This is a genomic window from Antarctobacter sp. (genome assembly GCF_034670325.1).
Classification (GTDB): domain Bacteria; phylum Pseudomonadota; class Alphaproteobacteria; order Rhodobacterales; family Rhodobacteraceae; genus Antarctobacter.
In genome coordinates, this window is record NZ_JAXMNR010000001.1 from 495,890 (window position 1) to 517,413 (window position 21,524).

Here is a 21,524-nt window from a genome sequence, read left to right on the forward strand (position 1 = left end):
GCGTGTCCATTGTGTCAGACGAAAGCGACCCCGCCCTGCGGCGGCTGCGGCTGTGGGTCGAGTTCATCGGGCTGTTTGCGGTGATCCCGCTGGTGATCGCCGTGGCCTTTCCGCCGAATGTGATGTTTCCGTTGTTGTTCGGCTTTACCGCGCTGGGTCTGGTTCTGCTGCATCTGACGCCGGGATTTGAATGGCGGTCACTGGCCCTGGGTGCGGGCCGGATCGACTGGCGTCTGGTGGCGGGGTTCGGCGCGGCCACCACCGCAATCGGGCTGGCCGTGGTCCTGCTGACCGCGCCAGAGGCGGCCTTTGCCCTGCTGCGCATCAACCCGCTGCTGATGCTGATGATTGCGCTGCTGTATCCGGTGCTGTCGGCGCTGCCGCAGGAACTGGTGTTCCGGCCGCTGTTCTTTCGCCGCTACGGCGGGCTGCTGCCACGCGGTGACTGGGCCCCGCTGGTGCTGAACGCCGCGCTCTTTTCCTTTGCGCATCTGATGTACTGGAACTGGATCGTCGCGGCGATGACCTTTTCCGGTGGGCTGATCTTTGCATGGGCCTATGAGCGGCGCGGCAGTTTCGCCGAGGCGGTTGTGCTGCACTCGCTGTCCGGTGTGATCCTGTTTGCGCTGGGTCTGGGTGTCTTTTTCTATTCGGGCAACGTGGTGCGCCCGTTCTAGGGGGCCGTTGATCCGGCCGGGTCGGCGCCGGTTTTGCGCCTTTTGCGGCCTGTTCGCCGGTCCGCGCGGGGGGAAGGGCCCTCTGATTCTCGCCAATTAAAGCCTGCTCCCTTGACTTCCTGCGCCCCTCGGGATGTATCGCGCCTGTCTTTTGCGCATATCCAAAGGGGCCCGACATGCACGCCTATCGCAGCCACACCTGCGCCGACCTGACCAAGGACCAAGTGGGCGAGACCGTCCGCCTGGCAGGCTGGGTTCATCGCATCCGCGACCACGGCGGCGTGCTTTTCATCGACTTGCGCGACCATTACGGCATCACGCAGGTGATCGCCGACGCGGACAGCCCGGCCTTTGCCGCACTGGAAAAGGTGCGCTCGGAATGGTGTATCCGTATCGACGGCAACGTGCTGGCGCGTGACGCCAGCCTTGTGAACCCGAACCTGCCCACCGGCGAGATCGAGGTCTTCGTGCGCGAACTGGAGGTTCTGGGCAGCGCCGATGAACTGCCGTTGATCGTGTTCGGCGATCAGGAATACCCCGAGGAAACCCGCCTGAAGTACCGCTATCTGGACCTGCGCCGCGAGGCGATGCAGACCTCGATGACGCTGCGGTCCGATGTTGTGGCGTCCATCCGCAAGCGGATGTGGGCGAAGGATTTCCGCGAGTATCAGACACCGATCATCACCGCGTCATCGCCCGAGGGTGCGCGTGACTTTCTGGTGCCGTCGCGCCAGCAGCCGGGTAAGTTCTACGCCCTGCCGCAGGCCCCGCAGCAGTTCAAGCAGTTGATCATGGTGTCCGGGTTCGACAAGTATTTCCAGATCGCGCCCTGTTTCCGCGACGAGGACCCGCGCGCCGACCGCTCTCCGACCGACTTCTACCAGTTGGACATGGAGATGAGCTTTGTCACCCAGCAGGACGTGTTCGACACGGTCAGCCCGGTGATTGCCGGTGTGTTCGAGGAATTCGGCGGCGGCAAGTCGGTGGATGCGCCTGAAAGCTGGCCGCAGATCCCCTACGCTGAGGCGGCGCTGAAATACGGCACCGACAAGCCCGACCTGCGCAACCCGATCGAGATGCAGGTTGTGTCCGAGCATTTCGCAGGTTCCGGCTTTGCCATCTTTGCCAAGCTGCTGGAGCAGGACGGCACCGAGATCCGCGCCATTCCCGCGCCGGGGGGCGGCAGCCGCAAGTTCTGTGACCGCATGAACGCATGGGCCCAGAAAGAGGGTCTGCCGGGGATGGGGTATATTTTCTGGCGCGATCAGGGCGAGGGCATCGAGGCCGCAGGCCCGCTGGCCAAGAACATCGGCCCGGAACGGACCGAGGCGATCCGTCAACAGCTGGACCTTGGGGTCGGCGATGCGGCGTTTTTCCTTGGCGGCAAACCGGCGGCGTTCCAGCGGGTGGCGGGCAAGGCGCGGGATACGCTGGGCCATGAGCTAAAGCTGATCGACGAGAACCGCTTTGCCTTTGCGTGGATCGTGGACTTCCCGATCTACGAAAAGGACGAGGAAACAGGCGAGATCGATTTCGAGCACAACCCGTTTTCCATGCCGCAGGGCGGGATGGCGGCGCTGGAGGCCGATCCGCTGGCGGTCAAAGGCTTCCAGTACGATCTGGCCTGCAACGGTTATGAACTGGTGTCCGGCGCGATCCGTAACCACAAGCCCGAAGTGATGCTGAAGGCGTTCGAAATTGCCGGTTACGGCTCGGATGAGGTCAAATCGCGGTTTGGTGCACTGTTCAACGCCTTCCACTACGGCGCGCCGCCGCACGGGGGCTGTGCTGCGGGCATCGACCGGATCGTGATGCTGCTGGCGGGCACGTCGAACATCCGTGAGGTCATCATGTTCCCGATGAACCAGCGCGCCGAAGACCTGATGATGAGCGCGCCCTCCGATCCGTCCTCGGAGCAGTTGATGGAACTGGGGCTACGCGTCATTCCTCAGGATTGATGGCGACCCAAGGCACCCTTCCGCCGACACGACGGTCACACTGACTTGCGGGGCAATGCATCTTTGCCCCGCATCCTCAACACGGATGGCAACAGCGTTGAGGCAGACCCATGGTTGATCCCGTACTTGCCGCTATCCGGTTTGGCTGCGGTCGTTTCCCCCGGATCACCGCACAAGGCAAAGCCAGCGTGATGCATGTGGCGACCTCTCCGTAACTCGAATCGGCCATCCGCCCCTTGATGCTGCACTCCCTTGATCAGCAGGCCTCTGCCGGGCCGAATCCTCCACAGGCGCGGCGGTTTCCCGGCAAGACAGGCATGTGCGAAAACCTCGCGCGGGAGTTGCTGGAACTGCACACTTTTGGCGTCGACGCGCCATATACCCAAGGAGACGTGCGCCAACTGGCGGAATTGCTGACCGGGCTGGTGTTTTCCGAACAGGCGGGCACCGTGTTTCGCCCGCCGCTGGCGGAACCGGGACCGGAAACCGTGATGGGCAAGGCCTATGGCGGCGGCATGATGACCGGAACAGACCGACAGAGGCCCGGCGCGGCACTGGCGGGGTGATGGTGCTGGCGGGCGGTGCGATGCGCAGCGGACGGGTGATCGCCGACTGGCCCGGACTGGACGAGGCGGCGCTGTACAAGCGCCGCGATGTCATGCCGACGCGCGACCTGCGGGCGCATCTGGCGTGGCTGGTACGCAGTCTCTACGGGGTCGCGCGCAACGCGCTGGAGACCACGATCTTTCCCAGTCTGGACATCGGCGAAGACACGGGGCTGTTGCCATTACGGCGGATCAGATCGCGATGCGGTCGGCGACGCGGTCCTGCACCAGCGCAGAGATCCGGGCGAGACTGGATTTGACCGGCTGCCCAGCGGCGCGGGCATCAGCCAGATCCTCTGCCGCCTTTTGCAGAACGCCGTCCCCCGCGCTGCGGGCCACCCCGGCGAGGAATTGCGTCAGGTACGCAAGGTTGCGGTCATCGCCCGGCGCAACCGAGAGCACGTCGGCGGCATGCACCATGTCGTCCCGAAACGCCAACGGATCAGGCAGAACAGGTTCATCGCAGACAAGGCGCGGGCCGGTGGGCCGCCGTTCGACCGGCAGCGCGCTGAGGATCGCGTTCTGGAAGGCGACGACGGAGGACACCGGTTTGGCCAGGAACCCGTCCGCCCCGGCGGCCAGCGCCACCTCTTCGGCAAAGATGTCGCCGCTGGTGCCAAGGATCACATCGACACGCGGACAAGCGACGCCCAGTTCGGCGATCAGTTCGGCCCCCGATCCGTCCGGCAGGCCAAGGTCGATGACCACCACGCTGGGGCGGTAGACCTGCAAATGGCGGCGGGCCGATTTCAGGCAATCCGCCCGCCGGATGCGCGCGCCCGAGCGCAAGCAGAGCAGGCGCATCGCATCGCAGGAATATCGACTGTCCTCAACCACGAGGATCGTCAGCCCCAACAGGGGTCGCGTCGCGGTGGGACGCAAGTGTGGTGAAAGCTTTTGTGTGTCGTCCATGGCAGGCGCTCCTATCCGAGTCGTCCACCAGATTGGCGTGACACGGTGAACAAGCGGTTAAGGGTCGCACCGTCTTGTCCGGTGGTGGCCTTAGCGCCATAACCTCTGGCAACACTTGCCATGGAGTAATTGAGATGATCGGACGCCTGAATCACGTGGCCATCGCCGTACCCGACCTTGACGCCGCCGCAGCGCAGTATCGCACCGCTCTGGGGGCCAAGGTGGGCGCGCCGCAGGACGAACCGGATCATGGCGTAACGGTGATCTTCATCGAATTGCCCAACACCAAGATCGAGCTGCTGTATCCGCTGGGAGAGAACTCTCCGATCAACGGCTTTCTGGAAAAGAACCCCTCGGGCGGGATTCACCATGTCTGCTACGAGGTCGATGACATTATCGCCGCACGCGACCACCTGAAGGAAACCGGCGCGCGGGTGCTGGGCACCGGCGAGCCGAAAATCGGCGCGCATGGCAAGCCGGTGCTGTTCCTGCACCCGAAGGATTTCAACGGCTGCCTTGTCGAGCTGGAGCAGGTCTGATGGGCATTACCTCGGGGATCGTTCTGTTTGCGGTGATCTGGTTCATGACCTTTCTGGTCGCGATCCCGATCCGGCTGAAGACCCAAGGCGACATGGGCGAAGTGGTGCCCGGCACCCATGCCGGCAGCCCCGAGGTTCACAACCTCAAGCGCAAGGCATGGATCACCACCGGCATTGCGGCGGTGATCTGGGCGGTTGTGGCCTCGATCATCATTTTCGAGGTGGTGACGGTGCGCGACATCGACAGCTGGATGTTCAACCGGATGGACGGCACCTCTCACGTCAAGTGAGGACAAAGGGCGTCAGCGCGCGGTCACCCGGTGAAAGACATGGGTGAAGGCGGCGGCGCCCAGCACCGGCACCAGCAGGTTGACGACCGGGATGGTCAGCGGCACGGCCATGATCACCCCGGTCGCCCAGATCGCGGCGATGTGGCGGCGGCGCAGCTTGCGGGCCTCGGCGCGGCCCACGCGGCGCATGGCGGCGAGGGTGAAATATTCCCGCCCCAGCAGAAAGCCGTTGAGCGCCCAAAAGATGAACGGCGCAAGCGGGGCAAAGAGCAGGTAGACCACCAGCGCCAGCAGGTTGGCCACGATCAGTGTGCCCAGAAACCCCAGCGAATCGCGTAACCCGTCGGCAAAGCTGACCGGGGAGGCGGGGCCGAGGCCGGGGTAGTGGCGATCCTCGACGGCCTGCGCGACCTCTTCGAGAAACAGCGAGGTGATAGCCGAGGCGACCGGGATCATCAGGAAAGCCGAGAACACCAGCATCACCGGCACAGAGGCCCAACTGGCGGCATCGTCCAGCCAGGACACGCTGCCGATCCATGGCAGGCTTGGGTTGTCGCCGATCAGCCAGCCGACCACCTGAAAAACCACGAAAATCGCCGCGATCAGGGACGCAAGGGTAATGCCGATCCCGCGGATCAGCACACCGCGAAAGCGCGGGTCCGGCAATTGCGCGATGGCCCGCGACACCGCGTCGAAGATCATTCCGAAACCCATGTGGTGATGGCCGCGATATCCGGACGCGGGCGTTCGGGCGGTGCCGACCCCTCTGTGCCGATATGAATCAGGCCTGCGATTTTCTCATGCGGGGCCAGACCCAGCGCGCCCTCGGCAAAGCCACGGTCGTGGCTTGCCCAGCCCGAAAGCCAGTTCGCCCCCCAGCCCGAGGCAAGCGCCGCGTTCAGCAGCGCCAGACAGGCGGCCCCGGCGGAATAGGTCTGTTCCAACGGCGGGATCTTGGGGCTGTCCACCTGCACCTCGACCACCACCACGGCCAGCGGGCTGCGGTCATAGGCATCGCGCGCCTTGGCGATGTCCTCGGCGCTTTTGCCCAGCCGTTCGCCGCAGGCCGCGACCTCCCCCGCCAACCGCCGCAGCGCGCCCTCGCGCAGCACGATAAAGCGCCAAGGCTCCAGCTTGCCATGATCGGGGGTGCGTGCCGCCGCCGTCAGCAGCGGCATCAGCGCCGCGTCGTCCGGGGCGGGGCCGGTCAGCGTCTTGGCAGGGCGTGAGCGGCGGCTGAGCAGAAACTCCATCGCGGCAGGATTTGGGGTGGGCATGGCGTCTCCTTCGGTCACTCGCGTGTTATGTCAGGCCGCGCGGCGCGGGATTCAACCGCTTTTCTTGCGCATCGCCACACAGCCTGTATGCGAAGGGCCATGAAACTGCCCGATCTGAGCGACCTCGCCATTCCCGGCACCACAATTGCCGTGCGCGTCACGCCCAAGGCGGCGCGCAATGGCGTCCTGCGCGACGACACCGGGCTGCGCGTGACCGTGACCACCGTGCCAGAAGGCGGCAAGGCCAACGCGGCGGTGATCAAGCTGCTGGCAAAGGCGCTGGGCGTCCCGAAAAGCCGGTTGGAGCTGGTGCGCGGCGACACCTCACGCGACAAGCTGTTCCGGATCGCGGACTGACGCTGTCACTCGTCCCGGCGGTAGACCCCTTCGGGCATGCTGACGGCAGCGACAAGGTCGTGCATCTGGGAAATCGACAGGGTGATCTTTTCCACCCGATCAGTGCGCGGGTCGTATTGTTCGACCGTCACACATTCCTCAAAGCTGGAGATGACAACGTCCTCTTTCAGAGGCGCTTTGCCCTCATCCACAAGGGTCACCACGGTGGCGTCGAAATCGTGCTCTACACTGAACATATGTGCAGCTTATCGCGACCCGGCGGGGCCGGAAACCGAATTCTGACGGCGCGTGCGGCGCAGGTGCATCCGGTAGAGCACTGGGCCCACCAAGTGATCATACAGGCCCACTGTCAGTTGGCGCAGGCCCGGTCGCCGCACCAGCCATGCCAGCCAGCGCAGGCGCGGCATCTGATCCCAGAGCGCGGCAAAGGCGGGCATCCCGCTGAGCAACGCGCCGTCATGGATCACGTGAAACCGCCGCGCCGCCGCGTCCTCTGTCAGGCCGTGATCCGCCTGACCCGTGCCAGAGAGGCCGCAATAGGTGATCTCTGCCCCCGCACGCGGGGTCATGCGGCGATAGCCGTCCACCTCACGCGAACAGATCGGGCAGGTATCGTTGTAGATGACGGTGAGCTTTTCGGTCATGCCGTAGACGTAGGGCACCGGCGCAACACCGCCAAGTGAACGTGACCGTCTGGCGCAGGGGGCGAATGCAGCCTACGTATTCCTAGCACTCTTCGTTGTCTGGACCGTTCATGTATCGCCTGACCCTGCTTTTCGCTTTTGCGCTGCTTTCTGCCTGCGCGCCGATGTCTCTGCCGACTCCTGCGCCCTCAGTCGCCGGTGGATCAGAGGCGCAGTTGCGCGCCAATCGCGCCGCGCGGCAGTTTGTCGAGGTTGTCCAGACGGTCGAGCCGGTGGCGGAACGCGAGTGCCGCAAGCGCACCACGGGGATGAACTGCGATTTCCAGATCGTCATCGACGACCGGGCCGACCTTGCACCCAACGCCTTTCAGACGGTGGACCGGTTCGGGCGGCCGATTCTGGCGTTCAACATCGGCATGATCAATTCGGTCCGCAACGCCGACGAACTGGCCTTTGTCATGGGGCACGAGGCGGCGCATCACATTCAGGACCATCTGGCCAAGACCCGCGAAAGCGCCACCATCGGCGCTGTGGTCTTTGCCGGGATCGCAGCCATCAGCGGAGCAGAGGCCGAGGCGGTGCGCAATGCCGAACAGCTGGGGGCTGCCGTCGGAGCGCGCACCTATTCCAAGGAGTTTGAGCTGGAAGCCGACCAGTTGGGCACCATCATCGCCTATCGCGCGGGTTTTGACCCGGTGAACGGCGCGGCTTTCTTTGCCCGCATCCCCGATCCGGGCAACAGGTTCCTTGGCAGCCACCCGCCCAACGCCGCCCGCCTGCGGATCGTGGCTGACACCGCAAAGGCGCTGGCCGCGCAATAGGCCTGCTGACGCGACGTTGACCTGTATCAAGGCAACCCACGCCCCGAACCGTCATCCTGACCGCTATCGGATCAGGACCAAGGGGACGGACTCATGCAAAGTCAGACCACACTCAAACGGCACGCGGCGCTGGTCGATAATATGGCACAGGCCCGCGGCGTCGATCTTGAAGAGCAGATGCTGCGCGGCAAGCTGACGATCTCGGAACTGGAGGACGCGGTGTTACGGTGCACGGCCTGCACCTCTGCCGATACCTGTGAACACTGGTTGAAAACGCAGACCGACCCGGCCCCGGATGTGCCAGAGTACTGTCGCAACGCGGCCCTGTTTCGCGCCATGGAGCAAGAGTGATCCATGACCGGTTCGCGTCCACCCGCCCCGAAGCCCCTTGGCGATGAGGTTGAGCATTACTGGCTTGTTCAACGGATGGCCAAGGCCACTGGCGTGGACCTTGTTCGCGCCGTCGAAGACGGTTTGCTGACGCAAGTTGACTGGGCGCGAATCGTGACCCGGTGCCGAGGCTGCACATGGGCCGATGGCTGTGGGCGCTGGCTGGACGCCCCGGTAGAGGACGACCGGCCCCTGCCGGACACCTGTATCAACCGCAAACGGCTTGCCACGTTGAAGGACGCGATGCAAGATCCTGCGCCCTAGGAGAGATATGATGACCCTGACGCTTGGCGATCCCGCCCGGCATTTTTTCATGACGCGCAGCGTCGCGCGCGTCATGGGCCTGAACCTGAACGCGGCAATGAACACCGGCAGTCTTGCGCCCGACACCTATGCGGGCATGGTCACCCGCTGCCGGGGGTGCGCCTTGGTCGCGGCCTGTGAGAACTGGCTGGCCGAACAGACCACCCTGACCCCGTCGCCGCCGCCGGGCTGTTGTAACAGCACGATTCTGACGGACCTGAGGCGGCGCGTCTAAAGCCCGTCCGGCAGGGCGTTTTTGTGAGTAGTGTCTATTGGTCTAATCGCGGGCAGCCAATGTCCGGCTGGCTGCCCGGCGGGGATCAGTGTGGGCGCAAATTCTGGGCCGATTCCTTGATCGCGTCGTACTGACCCGAGGGCCGGAAGCGCCAGAGATAGTCAGGCAGCACCGCCGCCGCCGCGGTGGGCGTCATGCCCAGATCGGCAAAGCCCTTGGCCTCTGACGATACCACATTGTCGTGGCGCAGGCTGCGGACCTGATCGGCGGTGATCTGCGCCGGAACCAGTCCCAGTGATATGCTTTGCACCAGATCCGACACCGACCCGATCACGGAGGCCGCAAAGAAGGGGATGTTCAGGATCAGGCGGCGGCGGCGGATCACTTTCAGCATCAACTGCATCAAGGCGCGGAAGGTCATGACGTCCGGACCACCCAGTTCATAGATGCCGGGCTGTGCCGTTCCCAGCACGCCCTTGACGGCGGCAAGCGCCACGTCATCCACATAGACCGGCTGGAATTTGGTATCCGCCCCGACGACCGGCAGGACCGGTCCCAGACGAGTCATCCCGGCGAACCGGTTGAAAAACTGGTCCTCGGGGCCGAAAATCACCGATGGACGCAGGATGACGGCCTGCGGAAAGTTCTGCAGAACGCCCTCTTCGCCCTTGCCCTTGCTCTGGGCGTACAGGCTGGAGCCTTCGGTATCGGCACCGATGGCCGAAACATGCACCAACCGGGCGACTCCCTCCTCAGTGGCGAGGCGGGCGATTCGTTCCGCGCCCTCGTTCTGGACCGCGTCGAAGTTGTTCTTGCCGGATTTGTCGAAGGTGCCGACGCAGTTCACCACCGCATCCGCGCCATGCATCACGCTGCGCACGCTGTCATCATCGCGGATGTTGCAGAAAACCGGCTCTACCTGGCCGACAACGCCGTAGGGGCGCACAAAGATCGCCTCGTTGGGGCGTCGGACAGCGACGCGGACGCGCCACCCCTCCTTGGCCATGCGGCGGGCGATGTAACGCCCGACGAATCCCGAGCCGCCGTAGATGGTGACGAGTTTGGACATGGGGGGCTCTCCTGTAGCCAAGCTTGCGCTGCAGGAATACCGGGCCAAAGCCGCCCCGGCAAGGCGCCCGTTTGCCGCGCGAAAAATCTTTGAGAAACCGCGTTGACACCCCGCGCAGGCAAGCGTAAATGCCCTCCTCACGCACCTGAGCCCAGGTGGCGGAATGGTAGACGCGCTGGCTTCAGGTGCCAGTGGCCGCAAGGCCGTGGAGGTTCGAGTCCTCTCCTGGGCACCACTAAATTCCCACAAGCATCTGTAAAAATGGGAAAAAAGTGTTTCTTTCGACCTCCAATCCACCTTTCTGCCCACCTTGCGGCGAGCGGTGCCAGGCGCGTTTCGACTTTCCAGACCACAGCGCTTGAGCGAACGGGCAATTCCGAAGATTATCCATCGTGCGATCGCCTGACGTTGCGCGAGGAGCCACCACTGCATGGCCCGAATAGCGGTCTTGAGGCGCGTCTTTGCCGCAGTGCTATCCTTGATCAGGACACAGCGAAACACCAACAGTTCACGTAGGCGGACGACGCCTTCCGAAAGCACCGCCTTCGGCTCGAATTGCAGTGCTACTGCCATCCTGGCAAGCATCTCGGTGTCGATTCTGTCCGTCTTGGCTACACGCCTGATGGCTTGTGCAAACCGCTGGGCCTACCGGGATTTCCAGTGTTCACCTTATCAATGAGCCAAACGCATCAAGCATGGTCTTGGGAACGTCGACGCCAATTGTATCCTGCCTGGAATATCTCCCACCTCATCTTATCATGCCGGTCCGCAGCCCAAGTATCCGTTCAGATCCGAATAAATCGCGGGGACGACCGGGACAAAATCGGGGCAGCTCCAATGTGGTGTCTGCCCGATCTCGGTGTCCAGCGGCAAGACAAACCGGATGGGTCTGAACCGAGATGGCTATCGGCAAGCCAACGTCGCCTTCTACCGGGTATCTTTTAAACGTATGCGAGTTGATGAGAGAACCAAGGTCTATGCCACTCGGCGGACGCCTGAGGGCATAACCCGGCGTGAAATCGTGCACCACTAGGCTCCGGACTCATAACCAATAGATGACCATGGCGGCGAGTGCGATTGCGGAGAGGAAAACCTTGGGGCCTCTGTCGTATCGTGTGGCCACGCGTCTCCGGTCTTTGAGACTGCCGAACATGATCTCGATCCGGTTCCGGCGTTTGTAGCGGCGCTTGTCATATTTGACAGGGATCTTGCGCTGTTTCCGACCGGGGATACATGATCTTATCCCTTTGTCTTTCAACGCGTCTCTGAACCAGTCGGCGTCATGGCCTCGATCCCCAAGCAACCATTCGACCTTGGGCAAGCTGCTCAGCAAGGCCCGTGCCCCGATCTAGTCGCTGACCGTCCAGCGGTGACGAACAAGTTGAGTGGCCGCCCCTGACTGTCGCAGATGGCGTGCAACTTGGTGTTCATGCCGCCTTTGGTCCGGCCAATCAGGCGTCCACGCCCCCCTTTTTTACGCCCATGCTGGTCGCTGTCAGGTGGGCCTTGAGATAGGTTGCGTCGAACATCACGGTCTTCTCTTCGCCGTGGTTGGCAGCCAGACCAACCATTATCTGCGCAAAGATGCCTTTATCGCTCCAGCGCTTCCAACGGTTGTAGCGCGTCTTGTAAGGACCGTACTCCCACGGCGCATCACGCCACCGTAAACCATTGCGGTTGATGACGATAATCCCACTCAGCACGCGTCGGTCGTCGACACGTGGCTTGCCGTGGGACTTCGGGAAAAAGGTTCCAGACGCGCCATCTGCGCATCGCTCAACCAGAAAAGATCAGACATGTCATCGCTCGTTTTTCCAGCGGTGAATCATGCAGCTTCCCGGGAGCGATGGGTCCTGACCATTACTTTGCTCGGGGGATTTTAGGTACTCTGGCCGAGGGTTTGGGCTGTGCTATATGAATTCATCTGTTTGCGCGCGAAATGATCGACAGCGGTCAATTGCATTCGCGCCCGATTATCTCACCCGCGTTGAACCGAACGCTGTTCTTATGCAAACTTGCGGACCGCAATGCGACCAACGCCCTCGAAGCGGCGCGCCAGGTCAGTTTGCGCCTTGTCTTGGGAACGGTGAACGATGGCAAATGGGACGCGCGCATCACGCTCTCCGACAAGCGGAGCAACCGCCGACCGGGCGCGGTCGGAGTGTTGTCAGCCCTTGAGAAACGCGTTCCGGTCGACCAGAAACTTGTCCGACAAAGGCAGGCTGGCCGCGCCAAGCGCGCGCGCGTCCCGGCCAATGCTGCCCTCGCGAAGCTCTGGCACCTCGATCCCCGCCACCCGGATTTCATTCAGGCGTTGCGCGGTCCGTGAGACCAGCGCAGCGCGCACCGGGTCCGGCAGCCATCCGTCAATCACCACGCATTCGAAATCGATCAGGCAGGTCGCGGACAGAATGGCATAGGCGAACCCTTCGGCGGCGCGAGATATCCAAGCGTCAAGAACGCCTTCGGGCAAATCCCATTGGGCCGGATTGTCCCAGATCATACCACTGTCGCCGCCCGCATCGATTACCAGCCGTTCCAGCGTGTAGATCGAGGCCACATCGACCAGTTGGTTGACCTTTGTGCCCTTGATGCCAATCGGGATCGACGCCAAGGCGGCGGCGTTTCCGGTGCGTCCGGTGAACAGCGTATTGTCGATCACCAGACCGCCACCCACGAAGAACCCGATGAAAAAATACAGGAAATCGCGCGGTTTGTTCTGGTCGCCAAAGACCAGTTCAGCCCCGCACGCGGCAGAGCCGTCATTGCGCAGGTAGACCGGAAAGTCCCATGCCTCGGCCAGTTCATCTGCGATTTTTCGGTCGCGCCACGCCTCTAATTCCGAGGCCGGCAGGCCAAGCGGTTTCGCCCAATCCCAGATCCGGAAGGGCGTGGCGATGCCCAATCCGGCGACGCGGGCGCGATGCTCTGGCGACAGCTGGTCAAGCAGTTGCGCAATCGCCCCGTTTGCGAATTTCACCACGCTGTCGGGGGTGGGATAACGATGGGACAGGTGCACGCGCCCTTCGACATGTCCGTTGAAATCGGTCAGCAACAGATCCAACGACCGACGCCCCACCTTGAGACCCAGAAAAAATGCCCCTGACCGCGCCAGACTCATCGGCACGGAAGGCTGGCCGACTTTGCCGCGCACCGGCTCGCCCTTTTTCAGCAGACCCTCTTTTTCAAGGGCGCGCATGATGACCGACACGGTCTGCGCCGACAGGCCGGTCAGCCGGGCGATCTCGGCCTTGGGGAGCGGTCCGTATTGCCGGACCAGCGACAGAACCAGCCGTTCGTTATGTGCCCGAACACCGCTTTGATTAGAGCCGCGCACGCTGTCTGACGGCAGGTTGGCCGGGTCACCGCCTCTGTGAGTGCTGTCCATCATGTTCCTCCCAGACGCTTTGGTGTCGCGCGTCTTCTATAGGCAGATTTCTCTTTCCGACGCCTCATGTCAATAATAAATAAACTGGAATGATTTATGTTGACAAGAATAGGCCGAATCGGGTTTCTAGACGTCGAAGGGTCGGAATTCATCCCGGCTCTTGGGTCTGCTAGAACTGCCGCGTTGGACCCCGCGGATTTTGGGAGGATACCATGAAAAAGTTTCTGACTGGCACGGCCATTGCTCTGACCGCCGCCGCAGTGTCGACCGGCGCCAACGCCGCCGGCCATTCGTTCAGCGCGTGCCTGATCACCAAGACTGACACAAACCCCTTCTTCGTCAAGATGAAAGAAGGCGCGACCGCCAAGGCCGAAGAGCTGGGCATCGAACTGAAATCCTTTGCCGGTAAGGTCGACGGCGACCACGAAACTCAGGTTCAGGCCATTGAAACCTGCATCGCGGACGGCGCCAAAGGCATCCTGCTGACCGCCTCCGACACGTCGTCGATCGTTCCCGCCGTACAGCAGGCGCGCGACGCGGGCATCCTTGTCATCGCGCTGGATACGCCGCTGGAGCCCATCGACGCCGCAGACGCCACATTTGCCACCGACAACTTCCTCGCCGGTGAGCTGATCGGCAAATGGGCCGCGGGCAAGCTGGGCGATGCCGCAGCCGACGCCAAGATCGGCATGCTGGATCTGGCCGTGTCGCAACCCTCCGTCGGCGTTCTGCGCGACCAGGGCTTCTTGCAGGGTTTTGGCATTGATCTGGGCGACCCGAACAAGTGGGGCGACGAAACCGACCCGCGCATTGTCGGCAACGACGTGACGCAAGGCAACGAAGAAGGCGGCCGCCGCGCGATGGAGAACCTGCTGGCGCAGGACCCCATGATCAACGTGGTCTACACCATCAACGAACCCGCCGCTGCCGGTGCCTATGAGGCGCTGAAATCGATCGGCCGCGAAAACGACGTTCTGATCGTTTCGGTCGACGGCGGTTGCCCCGGCATCAAGAACGTGGCCGACGGTGTGATCGGTGCGACCTCGCAGCAGTACCCGCTGCTCATGGCGTCGCTGGGCATCGAAGCCATCAAGAAATGGGCCGATGAAGGCGTCAAGCCGGAGCCGACCGAGGGCAAAGCCTTCACCGACACAGGCGTGTCTTTGGTCACCGATCAGCCGGTCGACGGCGTCGACTCGATCAGTGTCCAGGAAGGCACCGACCGCTGCTGGGGCTAACCCCAAAGGTCTAGAAAATCTGAAGGGGCGGGCACCGCCCCTTCACTATGGACGCGCGGACACCTTGTCGCTTAGGCTGGACCAAAACGCGCATCAGAACGCACCCAAATCAATCGGGAGGATCCCACATGACCGAGTCTGCCTCGAAGGGGCAGGACTACGAATCGTCGTTGTCCGCGGCCACCAATCAGGTTGCCGAGTTCGAAAAGCCGCAAGGCTTTGTTCATAAGCTTCAAAACGCTTTGCACACGAACCCCGCGCTTGTCCCGCTCATCGTTCTGGTCCTGTCCATCATTGTTTTTGGTGTACTGCTGGGATCGAAATTCTTCTCACCCTTTGCGCTGACATTGATCCTGCAACAGGTTCAGATCGTCGGCATTGTGGCAGCCGCCCAATCCCTTGTGATCCTGACCGCTGGCATCGACCTGTCGGTCGGCGCGATCATGGTCATGAGCTCGGTCGTGATGGGTCAGTTCACCTTTCGCTATGGCATCCCACCGTTCATCTCTGTGATGTGCGGACTGGCCGTGGGCACCGCCATCGGCGCGATCAACGGCCTTCTGGTCACGCGGATGAAACTGCCGCCCTTCATCGTGACGCTGGGCATGTGGCAGATCGTTCTGGCGGCCAACTTCCTCTATTCGGCGAACGAAACCATCCGCTCGCAGGACATCGAGCAGAACGCGGCGATCCTGCAATTCTTCGGGACCACGCTGCAAATTGGCAGCGCCCGCCTGACCTATGGTATCATCTTCATGCTGCTGCTGTTCGCGGTGCTAACCTATGCGCTGACACAGACGGCATGGGGCCGACATGTCTATGCGGTGGGCGACGACAAGGAAGCGGCAGAGCTTTCGGGTATGGAAGCGAACAAGGTTCTGGTGTCGGTCTACGCCCTGTCCGGTCTCATCTGCGCCTTTGCCGGCTGGGCCCTGATCGGGCGCATCGGATCGGTTTCACCGACCTCTGGCCAGCTTGCAAACATCGAATCCATCACCGCCGTGGTGATCGGGGGCATCTCTCTGTTCGGTGGACGCGGCTCTGTTCTGGGGTCTCTTTTCGGGGCGCTGATTGTCGGCGTGTTCACCTTGGGTCTGCGCCTGATGGGGGCGGACGCGCAATGGACCTACCTGCTGATTGGCGTACTCATCATCGCGGCGGTCTCTGTCGATCAATGGATCAGAAAGGTTTCGGGATAATGTCTGTGCAACCAATCGTTCAAGGCCGCGGTATCGTGAAGCGCTATGGCCACGTGACCGCCATCGACCACTCGGACTTTGACCTGTACCCCGGTGAGGTTCTGGCCGTGATCGGCGACAACGGCGCGGGCAAATCGTCCATCGTCAAGGCGATCTGCGGCGCGGTGCAAGCCGACGAAGGCGAAATCAAGATCGAGGGCAAGCCGGTACACTTCACCTCGCCGTTGCAAGCCCGCGAAATGGGAATCGAGATCGTCTATCAACAGCTTGCGCTGTCTCCGTCCCTGTCCATCGCCGACAACATGTTCGCCGGGCGCGAGTTGCGCAAACCCGGCTTCATGGGCAAGGTCTTTCGCCAACTCGACAAGAAGGCGATGGAGAAATTCGCCCGCGACAAGCTGACCGAACTGGGCCTGATGACCGTCCAGTCGATCAATCAGGCGGTGGAAACCCTGTCGGGCGGTCAACGTCAGGGCGTGGCCGTGGCCCGCGCCGCCGCCTTTGCCAACAAGTTCATCATCATGGATGAGCCGACGGCCGCACTGGGCGTCAAGGAAAGCCGCCGGGTGCTGGAACTGATCCAGGACGTGCGGTCCAAGGGCATCCCGATCATTCTGATCAGCCACAACATGCCGCACGTCTTCGAGGTGGCGGACCGCGTCCATATCCACCGTCTGGGCAAGCGGCATGCGGTGGTCGATCCGGCCAAAATCTCGATGTCCGACGCGGTCGCGATCATGACCGGCGCAATGGAACCGCCGCCGATCGAAGAGCAACAGCTCACGCCCAAGGTCGCGGCATGAAACAGCGGCGGCCGCCCCTTCCCGACGGGAAAGGCAGCCGCCCACTGACACCCGCTTGCAACAGCGAATGCACGGGTTACAGTAAACTGACGTCGGGTCTGGCCTTTGGTTGATCTTTACCGTTAGCGATAACATGCGCGGCCCGGTCAGCGGGAGGACCGGTCGGCGGCGCGCGCCACGCGGCCCGATAGACAGGACAGGACCGACCCTATGAAAGACGAAATTCTCGCGCATCTGCGCTACTCGCTCGGCAAAGATGCCGAACACGCCTCCCTCTACGACTGGCGCATGGCCCTTTCGCTTAGCCTGCGCGACCGAATGGTGGATTCGTGGTACCAAAGTACCCGGACCAGCTATGCCGGTCACAAGAAGAGGGTCTACTACCTCTCGATGGAGTTCCTCATCGGCCGTCTGGTCGAGGACGTCGCCGCCAACATCGGCCTGACGGACGAAGCGCGCGCAGCGGTGACGGAACTGGGTCAGGACTATGACGCCTTGGTTCATGACGAACCCGACGCCGCGCTGGGCAATGGTGGCCTTGGCCGTCTTGCCGCCTGTTTCATGGACAGCCTGGCCACGCTGGGCATCCCGGCGATGGGCTATGGCATCCGCTATGAGCACGGCCTCTTTGAGCAGGATTTCGTGGAAGGCCAGCAGATCGAAAAGCCCGAGACATGGCTGGAACAGCGCCATGCCTGGGAATTTGAGCGCCCCGAAGTCCGCTACAAGGTCGGCTTTGGCGGGCATGTTCACCACCATGAGGGCAAGACCAAATGGCACCCGCATGAGACCGTGATCGCCACCGCCTTTGACACGCCGGTCGTCGGCTGGCAGGGCCGCTGGGGCAACACGCTTCGGCTGTGGTCGGCGCGTCCGCAAAAGGAATTCGACCTCGCCAGCTTTAACCGCGGCGATTATCTTGCCGCCAGCCGGTCCGAGGCTTTGGCGCGCACCATTTGCCGTGTCCTTTACCCGGACGACACCACCGAAAGCGGCAAGGAACTGCGCCTCAAACAAGAGTATTTCTTTACCGCTGCCTCGATCCACGACCTTCTGCGCCGGTTCTTTATCGATCATGACGATATCCGCGCGCTGCCGGATGCCGCTGCGATCCAGTTGAACGACACGCACCCCGCCATCGCGGGGCCGGAGCTGGTCCGTATCCTTGTCGATATCCACGGGCTGGAGATGGCCGAGGCAATCGAACTGGCCCGCCGCTGCCTCGGTTATACCAACCACACCTTGCTGCCAGAGGCGCTGGAACGCTGGCCTGAATGGCTGCTGGGCCGTGTCCTGCCCCGCCATCTGGAAATCATCCGGTCGATCGAGGACAGCCAGCAGACGCAGCACCCTGACAGCCCGCGCATCCTTGACCACGGCAACGTCAACATGGGTGAGCTTGCGTTTATCATGGCGCACAAGGTCAACGGCGTCTCGGCGTTGCACACCGATCTGGTGAAATCTACCGTCTTTGCCGATCTGCACCGCATCCACCCGACGCGCATCGTGAACCAGACCAACGGGATCACCCCGCGCCGCTGGCTGTATGAGTGTAACCCCGCCCTGTCGCAGCTCATCACGCGTGAGATCGGCGATGCCTGGCCCGCGGATCTGGACCAGCTTGGCCGCCTGCGCGACCGCAGCGGCGATCAGGGGTTCTTGCAGGAATTCATGTCCGCCAAGCGGGTTAACAAGGAACGTTTGTCGAACTGGGTGCAGGAACACTGCGGGATCGCGATTGACCCCGATGCCATGTTCGACGTCCAGATCAAGCGAATCCACGAATACAAGCGCCAGCTGATGAACATTCTGGAGACCATCGCGCTCTGGAATGAAATGCACGCCAACCCGAACGGCAACTGGACACCCCGGGTCAAGATCTTTGGTGGCAAGGCGGCCCCGGGGTATCACGTCGCCAAGGAGATCATCCGCCTGATCAACGATGTGGCAACGGTTTTGAACAACGACCCGGTGACCAAGGACCTGCTCAAGATCGTTTATCCGCCCAACTACAACGTGACGATGGCAGAGATGCTGATCCCCGCCGCCGACCTGTCAGAGCAGATTTCGACCGCAGGCAAAGAGGCCTCTGGCACTGGCAACATGAAGTTCGCCCTGAACGGCGCGCTGACCATCGGTACGCTGGACGGCGCCAATGTCGAAATCCGCGAACATGTGGGGGCCGAAAACTTCTTCCTGTTCGGCCTGACCGCCGAAGAGGTGACGGAACGGCGCAGCCACCACGGCTATGCCCGCGCCGCCATCGAAAAAAGCCCGCGCTTGCAAAAGGTTCTGGCCCAGATCGCCGAGGGCCGTTTCTCTCCCGAGGAACCCGGTCGCTATCACGGGATCGTCGGCAACCTCTGGGATCACGACCACTTCCTCGTGTCCTGCGATTTCGACACCTACTTCGACACCCAGCGCCGCGCCGACCAGGCCTTTACGCATCCGTCAACCTGGGCCGCAATGGCGCTGACAAATACCGCCAGCGTCGGCTGGTTCTCGTCGGACCGGACGATTCGTGGCTACGCCCGCGACATCTGGAATGTTGGCAGCGCAATTGACGGCGAACTGGAGCAGAGTGCATGACAGCCCCCCTAGATCATTCGACCGCACGGCAAATCGTCGAAGGACGCCACGGCGACCCTTTTTCGGTTTTGGGGCAGCATACGCTGCCCGATGGCACCCAATCCGTACGGGTCTTTCGCCCAAACGTGGACTTGGTTGAGGTGCTGGCCAGTGGCAGCGACATGGTCTTGGGGACACTCAGCCCGGTCGACGGGGCACCGGACCTGTACGAAGGTGTCCTGCCCGGCGTCGTCGGGCGCTACGACTATCGCCTGCGCCTGTCGAACGCCGACGCGACTTGGGAAGAGGAAGACGCCTACGCCTATGGCCCAATTCTGGGCGAGATGGACGAATACCTGCTGGGCGAAGGCACGCATGGCCAGTTGTGGCGCGCCCTAGGGGCGCATCTGACTGCGTTTGGCGGCGCGCCTGGTGTGCATTTCGCGGTCTGGGCGCCCAATGCCTCCCGCGTGTCCGTGGTCGGCACCTTCAACGACTGGGACGGGCGACGCCATGCCATGCGCCGCCGCGGTGACACCGGCATCTGGGAGATTTTCGTGCCCGGCGTCGCCGAAGGCGCTGTTTACAAATATGAACTTCTGGACTCCAGCGGACAGCTTTTGCCGCTGAAGGCCGACCCGGTTGGCTTTGGCTCTGAGGTGCCGCCGCTCACCGCCTCCGTGGTGCGCGACCTGACCCAATACGGATGGCAGGACCACGCCTGGATGGCGACCCGCTGGCAGAAACACCGGATCGACCAGCCCGTCTCGATCTACGAGGTCCATCTGGAAAGCTGGCGGCGTGTTCCGGAAGACGACAACCGCTCTCTCAGCTACACCGAAATGGCAGAGCAGCTGGTCAGCTACGCCGCTGACATGGGCTTTACCCATATTGAATTGACGCCGGTGTCCGAACATCCCTTTGGCGGATCGTGGGGATACCAACCTGTCGGGCTGTATGCACCAACGTCACGGTTCGGGTCGCCGGACGATTTCCGCGCACTGGTCGAAGCGACGCATGATGCGGGTCTTGGCCTGATCATCGACTGGGTGCCGGGCCATTTCCCGACCGATGCGCATGGGCTGGCCCGCTTTGACGGCACCGCCCTGTATGAACACAGCGACCCCAAGGAAGGCTACCACCCGGACTGGAACACGCTGGTCTACAACTATGGCCGCTCCGAGGTGTCGAATTTCCTGATCGCCAATGCCCGCTATTGGCTGGAAGAGTTCCACATCGACGGTCTGCGCGTCGATGCCGTGGCCTCGATGCTGTACCGCGATTATTCCCGCAAGGACGGCGAATGGGTGCCCAACGAACACGGCGGGCGCGAGAACCTAGAGGCGATTTCCTTCCTGCAACGCATGAATGAGCAGGTCTATGGCATGCATCCCGACGTGATGACGCTGGCCGAGGAAAGCACCGCCTTTCCGGGTGTCAGCGCGCCGACCTCACATGGCGGGCTAGGCTTTGGGTTCAAATGGAACATGGGGTGGATGAACGACACCCTGCGTTACATGTCCGAGGACCCGATCAACCGCAAATACCACCACGACAAGATGACGTTCGGCCTGCACTATGCGTTCTCCGAGAACTTTGTGCTGCCGATCAGCCATGATGAAGTTGTTCATGGCAAAGGCTCTCTTCTGGGACGGATGCCGGGTGACGAATGGCAGCGGTTTGCCAACCTGCGGGCCTATTTCGGTTTCATGTTCGGGCATCCGGGCAAAAAACTGTTGTTCATGGGCTGCGAATTCGCCCAGCCCGAAGAATGGAACCACAACCAGAGCCTTGACTGGCATCTGCTGGAACAAGAGCCTCACAAGGGGATGCAAAACCTTGTGCGCGATCTGAACGGGCTCTACCGCGAGACCCCCGCGCTGTATCAATTGGACAGCAAGGCCGAAGGCTTTCGCTGGATAGATGGCGGCAACGCGGCGGATTCGATCTTTGTCTGGGTCCGTACGGGCGAAGAGGATGCGGCACCCGTCCTTGTGGTGTCGAATTTTACGCCTGTCACGCGCACCGGCTACCGGATCGGGGTGCCTGCCGCCGGTCATTGGCAGGAACGTCTGAACACCGACGCGCCGGTCTACGGCGGCAGCGGCCAAGTCAACGGTGGCGGCGTGACCGCTGAACCTGTGGCGTCACATGGCTGCGCCCATTCGATTGAGATCACCGTACCGCCGCTGGCGACGGTATTTTTCAAACTGTCCGGAGAAAAATAATCGGACAACTGATCACGGGGGAG

Annotated in this window: 24 protein-coding genes, 1 tRNA gene and 2 pseudogenes; 18 read left to right on the forward strand and 9 right to left on the reverse strand. The window is 62.3% G+C overall.

Translation table 11 applies throughout. The annotated features are described in order from the left end of the window. The first annotated feature begins 2 nt into the window (after positions 1–2). From VOI21_RS02485 to VOI21_RS02500, 4 genes are all read left to right on the forward strand, one after another. Complete coding sequence (locus VOI21_RS02485) at positions 3–677, forward strand: type II CAAX endopeptidase family protein (RefSeq protein WP_323767360.1); 675 nt, start codon at positions 3–5, stop codon at positions 675–677. A gap of 176 nt (positions 678–853) precedes the next feature. Further along, positions 854–2,635 carry an aspartate--tRNA ligase gene (aspS, locus tag VOI21_RS02490; RefSeq protein ID WP_323767362.1) on the forward strand — a complete coding sequence of 594 codons (1,782 nt, stop codon included), beginning with the start codon at positions 854–856 and terminating at the stop codon, positions 2,633–2,635. A 227-nt stretch (positions 2,636–2,862) separates the two neighbouring features. Then, the gene (locus VOI21_RS02495; protein WP_323768408.1) at positions 2,863–3,201 is read left to right on the forward strand and encodes a DUF1800 family protein; all 339 of its coding nucleotides are present in this window, start codon (positions 2,863–2,865) and stop codon (positions 3,199–3,201) included. Further along, on the forward strand, positions 3,201–3,500 hold the full coding sequence (locus tag VOI21_RS02500; protein ID WP_323767364.1) for a hypothetical protein: 300 nt from the start codon (positions 3,201–3,203) through the stop codon (positions 3,498–3,500). The genes VOI21_RS02495 and VOI21_RS02500 overlap by 1 nt, the downstream gene beginning before the upstream one ends. Here the strand turns inward: VOI21_RS02500 and VOI21_RS02505 are convergent. Beyond that, on the reverse strand, positions 3,433–4,152 hold the full coding sequence (locus VOI21_RS02505; protein ID WP_323767366.1) for a response regulator: 720 nt from the start codon (positions 4,150–4,152) through the stop codon (positions 3,433–3,435). The genes VOI21_RS02500 and VOI21_RS02505 overlap by 68 nt on opposite strands. Before the next feature lie 134 nt (positions 4,153–4,286). Between VOI21_RS02505 and mce the strand changes: the two genes are divergently transcribed. Both mce and VOI21_RS02515 read left to right on the forward strand, forming a co-directional pair. Continuing rightward, positions 4,287–4,691 carry a methylmalonyl-CoA epimerase gene (mce, locus tag VOI21_RS02510; RefSeq protein ID WP_323767368.1) on the forward strand — a complete coding sequence of 135 codons (405 nt, stop codon included), beginning with the start codon at positions 4,287–4,289 and terminating at the stop codon, positions 4,689–4,691. Then, entirely contained in the window at positions 4,691–4,981 is a 291-nt protein-coding gene (locus VOI21_RS02515) for a DUF1467 family protein (RefSeq protein ID WP_323767370.1), read from the forward strand. Before mce ends, VOI21_RS02515 begins: the two co-directional genes overlap by 1 nt. Before the next feature lie 12 nt (positions 4,982–4,993). Here VOI21_RS02515 and VOI21_RS02520 read toward each other — a convergent pair whose 3' ends face one another. Further along, positions 4,994–5,683, reverse strand: a complete 690-nt coding sequence (locus VOI21_RS02520) for an EI24 domain-containing protein (RefSeq protein ID WP_323767372.1) — start codon at positions 5,681–5,683, stop codon at positions 4,994–4,996. Continuing rightward, positions 5,680–6,258, reverse strand: a complete 579-nt coding sequence (locus tag VOI21_RS02525; RefSeq protein WP_323767374.1) for a nitroreductase family protein — start codon at positions 6,256–6,258, stop codon at positions 5,680–5,682. The genes VOI21_RS02520 and VOI21_RS02525 overlap by 4 nt, the downstream gene beginning before the upstream one ends. A 99-nt stretch (positions 6,259–6,357) precedes the next feature. Between VOI21_RS02525 and VOI21_RS02530 the strand changes: the two genes are divergently transcribed. Then, positions 6,358–6,615 (forward strand): DUF167 domain-containing protein, encoded by a 258-nt coding sequence (locus VOI21_RS02530; protein WP_323767376.1) that lies wholly within the window; start codon positions 6,358–6,360, stop codon positions 6,613–6,615. 5 nt (positions 6,616–6,620) lie between these two features. On the opposite strand, the gene VOI21_RS02535 is transcribed toward VOI21_RS02530, so the two are convergent. Both VOI21_RS02535 and VOI21_RS02540 read right to left on the reverse strand, forming a co-directional pair. Then, complete coding sequence (locus VOI21_RS02535; RefSeq protein ID WP_323767378.1) at positions 6,621–6,851, reverse strand: hypothetical protein; 231 nt, start codon at positions 6,849–6,851, stop codon at positions 6,621–6,623. 9 nt (positions 6,852–6,860) lie between these two features. Continuing rightward, positions 6,861–7,277 carry a DUF393 domain-containing protein gene (locus VOI21_RS02540; RefSeq protein ID WP_323767380.1) on the reverse strand — a complete coding sequence of 139 codons (417 nt, stop codon included), beginning with the start codon at positions 7,275–7,277 and terminating at the stop codon, positions 6,861–6,863. Between the two features lie 92 nt (positions 7,278–7,369). Here VOI21_RS02540 and VOI21_RS02545 point away from each other — a divergent pair, with 92 nt between their 5' ends. The 4 genes from VOI21_RS02545 to VOI21_RS02560 all read left to right on the forward strand — a co-directional run bounded on the left by VOI21_RS02545 (position 7,370) and on the right by VOI21_RS02560 (position 9,008). Then, the gene (locus tag VOI21_RS02545) at positions 7,370–8,080 is read left to right on the forward strand and encodes a M48 family metallopeptidase (protein ID WP_323767382.1); all 711 of its coding nucleotides are present in this window, start codon (positions 7,370–7,372) and stop codon (positions 8,078–8,080) included. 93 nt (positions 8,081–8,173) lie between these two features. Next, on the forward strand, positions 8,174–8,431 hold the full coding sequence (locus VOI21_RS02550) for a DUF6455 family protein (protein ID WP_323767384.1): 258 nt from the start codon (positions 8,174–8,176) through the stop codon (positions 8,429–8,431). Between the two features lie 3 nt (positions 8,432–8,434). After that, positions 8,435–8,734, forward strand: coding sequence for a DUF6455 family protein (locus VOI21_RS02555; protein ID WP_323767386.1), 300 nt, complete (start codon positions 8,435–8,437; stop codon positions 8,732–8,734). A gap of 10 nt (positions 8,735–8,744) precedes the next feature. Further along, on the forward strand, positions 8,745–9,008 hold the full coding sequence (locus VOI21_RS02560) for a DUF6455 family protein (RefSeq protein ID WP_323767388.1): 264 nt from the start codon (positions 8,745–8,747) through the stop codon (positions 9,006–9,008). 85 nt (positions 9,009–9,093) lie between these two features. Here the strand turns inward: VOI21_RS02560 and VOI21_RS02565 are convergent, their stop codons facing one another. After that, positions 9,094–10,077 carry a complex I NDUFA9 subunit family protein gene (locus tag VOI21_RS02565; protein WP_323767390.1) on the reverse strand — a complete coding sequence of 328 codons (984 nt, stop codon included), beginning with the start codon at positions 10,075–10,077 and terminating at the stop codon, positions 9,094–9,096. 149 nt (positions 10,078–10,226) lie between these two features. Between VOI21_RS02565 and VOI21_RS02570 the strand changes: the two genes are divergently transcribed. Next, a tRNA-Leu gene (locus VOI21_RS02570) sits at positions 10,227–10,312 on the forward strand. A gap of 215 nt (positions 10,313–10,527) precedes the next feature. On the opposite strand, the pseudogene VOI21_RS24190 reads toward VOI21_RS02570, so the two are convergent. Then, positions 10,528–10,707 (reverse strand): annotated as a pseudogene (locus tag VOI21_RS24190) (IS110 family transposase); the annotation flags it as partial. A gap of 169 nt (positions 10,708–10,876) precedes the next feature. On the opposite strand from VOI21_RS24190, the gene VOI21_RS02575 reads away from it, so the two are divergent. Further along, positions 10,877–11,110, forward strand: a complete 234-nt coding sequence (locus VOI21_RS02575) for a transposase (protein WP_323768410.1) — start codon at positions 10,877–10,879, stop codon at positions 11,108–11,110. Between the two features lie 9 nt (positions 11,111–11,119). On the opposite strand, the pseudogene VOI21_RS02580 reads toward VOI21_RS02575, so the two are convergent. Together VOI21_RS02580 and VOI21_RS02585 are read right to left on the reverse strand one after the other, a co-directional pair. Further along, positions 11,120–11,875: pseudogene (locus VOI21_RS02580) on the reverse strand (IS5 family transposase). 369 nt (positions 11,876–12,244) lie between these two features. After that, the gene (locus tag VOI21_RS02585; RefSeq protein WP_323767392.1) at positions 12,245–13,465 is read right to left on the reverse strand and encodes an ROK family transcriptional regulator; all 1,221 of its coding nucleotides are present in this window, start codon (positions 13,463–13,465) and stop codon (positions 12,245–12,247) included. A 212-nt stretch (positions 13,466–13,677) separates the two neighbouring features. Here VOI21_RS02585 and VOI21_RS02590 point away from each other — a divergent pair, with 212 nt between their 5' ends. From VOI21_RS02590 to glgB, 5 genes are all read left to right on the forward strand, one after another. Next, positions 13,678–14,703: a sugar ABC transporter substrate-binding protein gene (locus VOI21_RS02590; protein ID WP_323767394.1), complete on the forward strand. Its 1,026-nt coding sequence runs from the start codon at positions 13,678–13,680 to the stop codon at positions 14,701–14,703. Positions 14,704–14,831: 128 nt separating this feature from the next. After that, positions 14,832–15,902 (forward strand): ABC transporter permease, encoded by a 1,071-nt coding sequence (locus VOI21_RS02595; protein WP_323767396.1) that lies wholly within the window; start codon positions 14,832–14,834, stop codon positions 15,900–15,902. Then, the gene (locus VOI21_RS02600; RefSeq protein ID WP_323767397.1) at positions 15,878–16,705 is read left to right on the forward strand and encodes an ATP-binding cassette domain-containing protein; all 828 of its coding nucleotides are present in this window, start codon (positions 15,878–15,880) and stop codon (positions 16,703–16,705) included. The genes VOI21_RS02595 and VOI21_RS02600 overlap by 25 nt, the downstream gene beginning before the upstream one ends. 210 nt (positions 16,706–16,915) lie before the next feature. Then, positions 16,916–19,294, forward strand: coding sequence for a glycogen/starch/alpha-glucan phosphorylase (locus VOI21_RS02605; protein ID WP_323767399.1), 2,379 nt, complete (start codon positions 16,916–16,918; stop codon positions 19,292–19,294). Beyond that, positions 19,291–21,501, forward strand: a complete 2,211-nt coding sequence (gene glgB, locus VOI21_RS02610) for a 1,4-alpha-glucan branching protein GlgB (RefSeq protein WP_323767401.1) — start codon at positions 19,291–19,293, stop codon at positions 21,499–21,501. The genes VOI21_RS02605 and glgB overlap by 4 nt, the downstream gene beginning before the upstream one ends. The last annotated feature ends 23 nt before the right edge of the window (positions 21,502–21,524 follow it).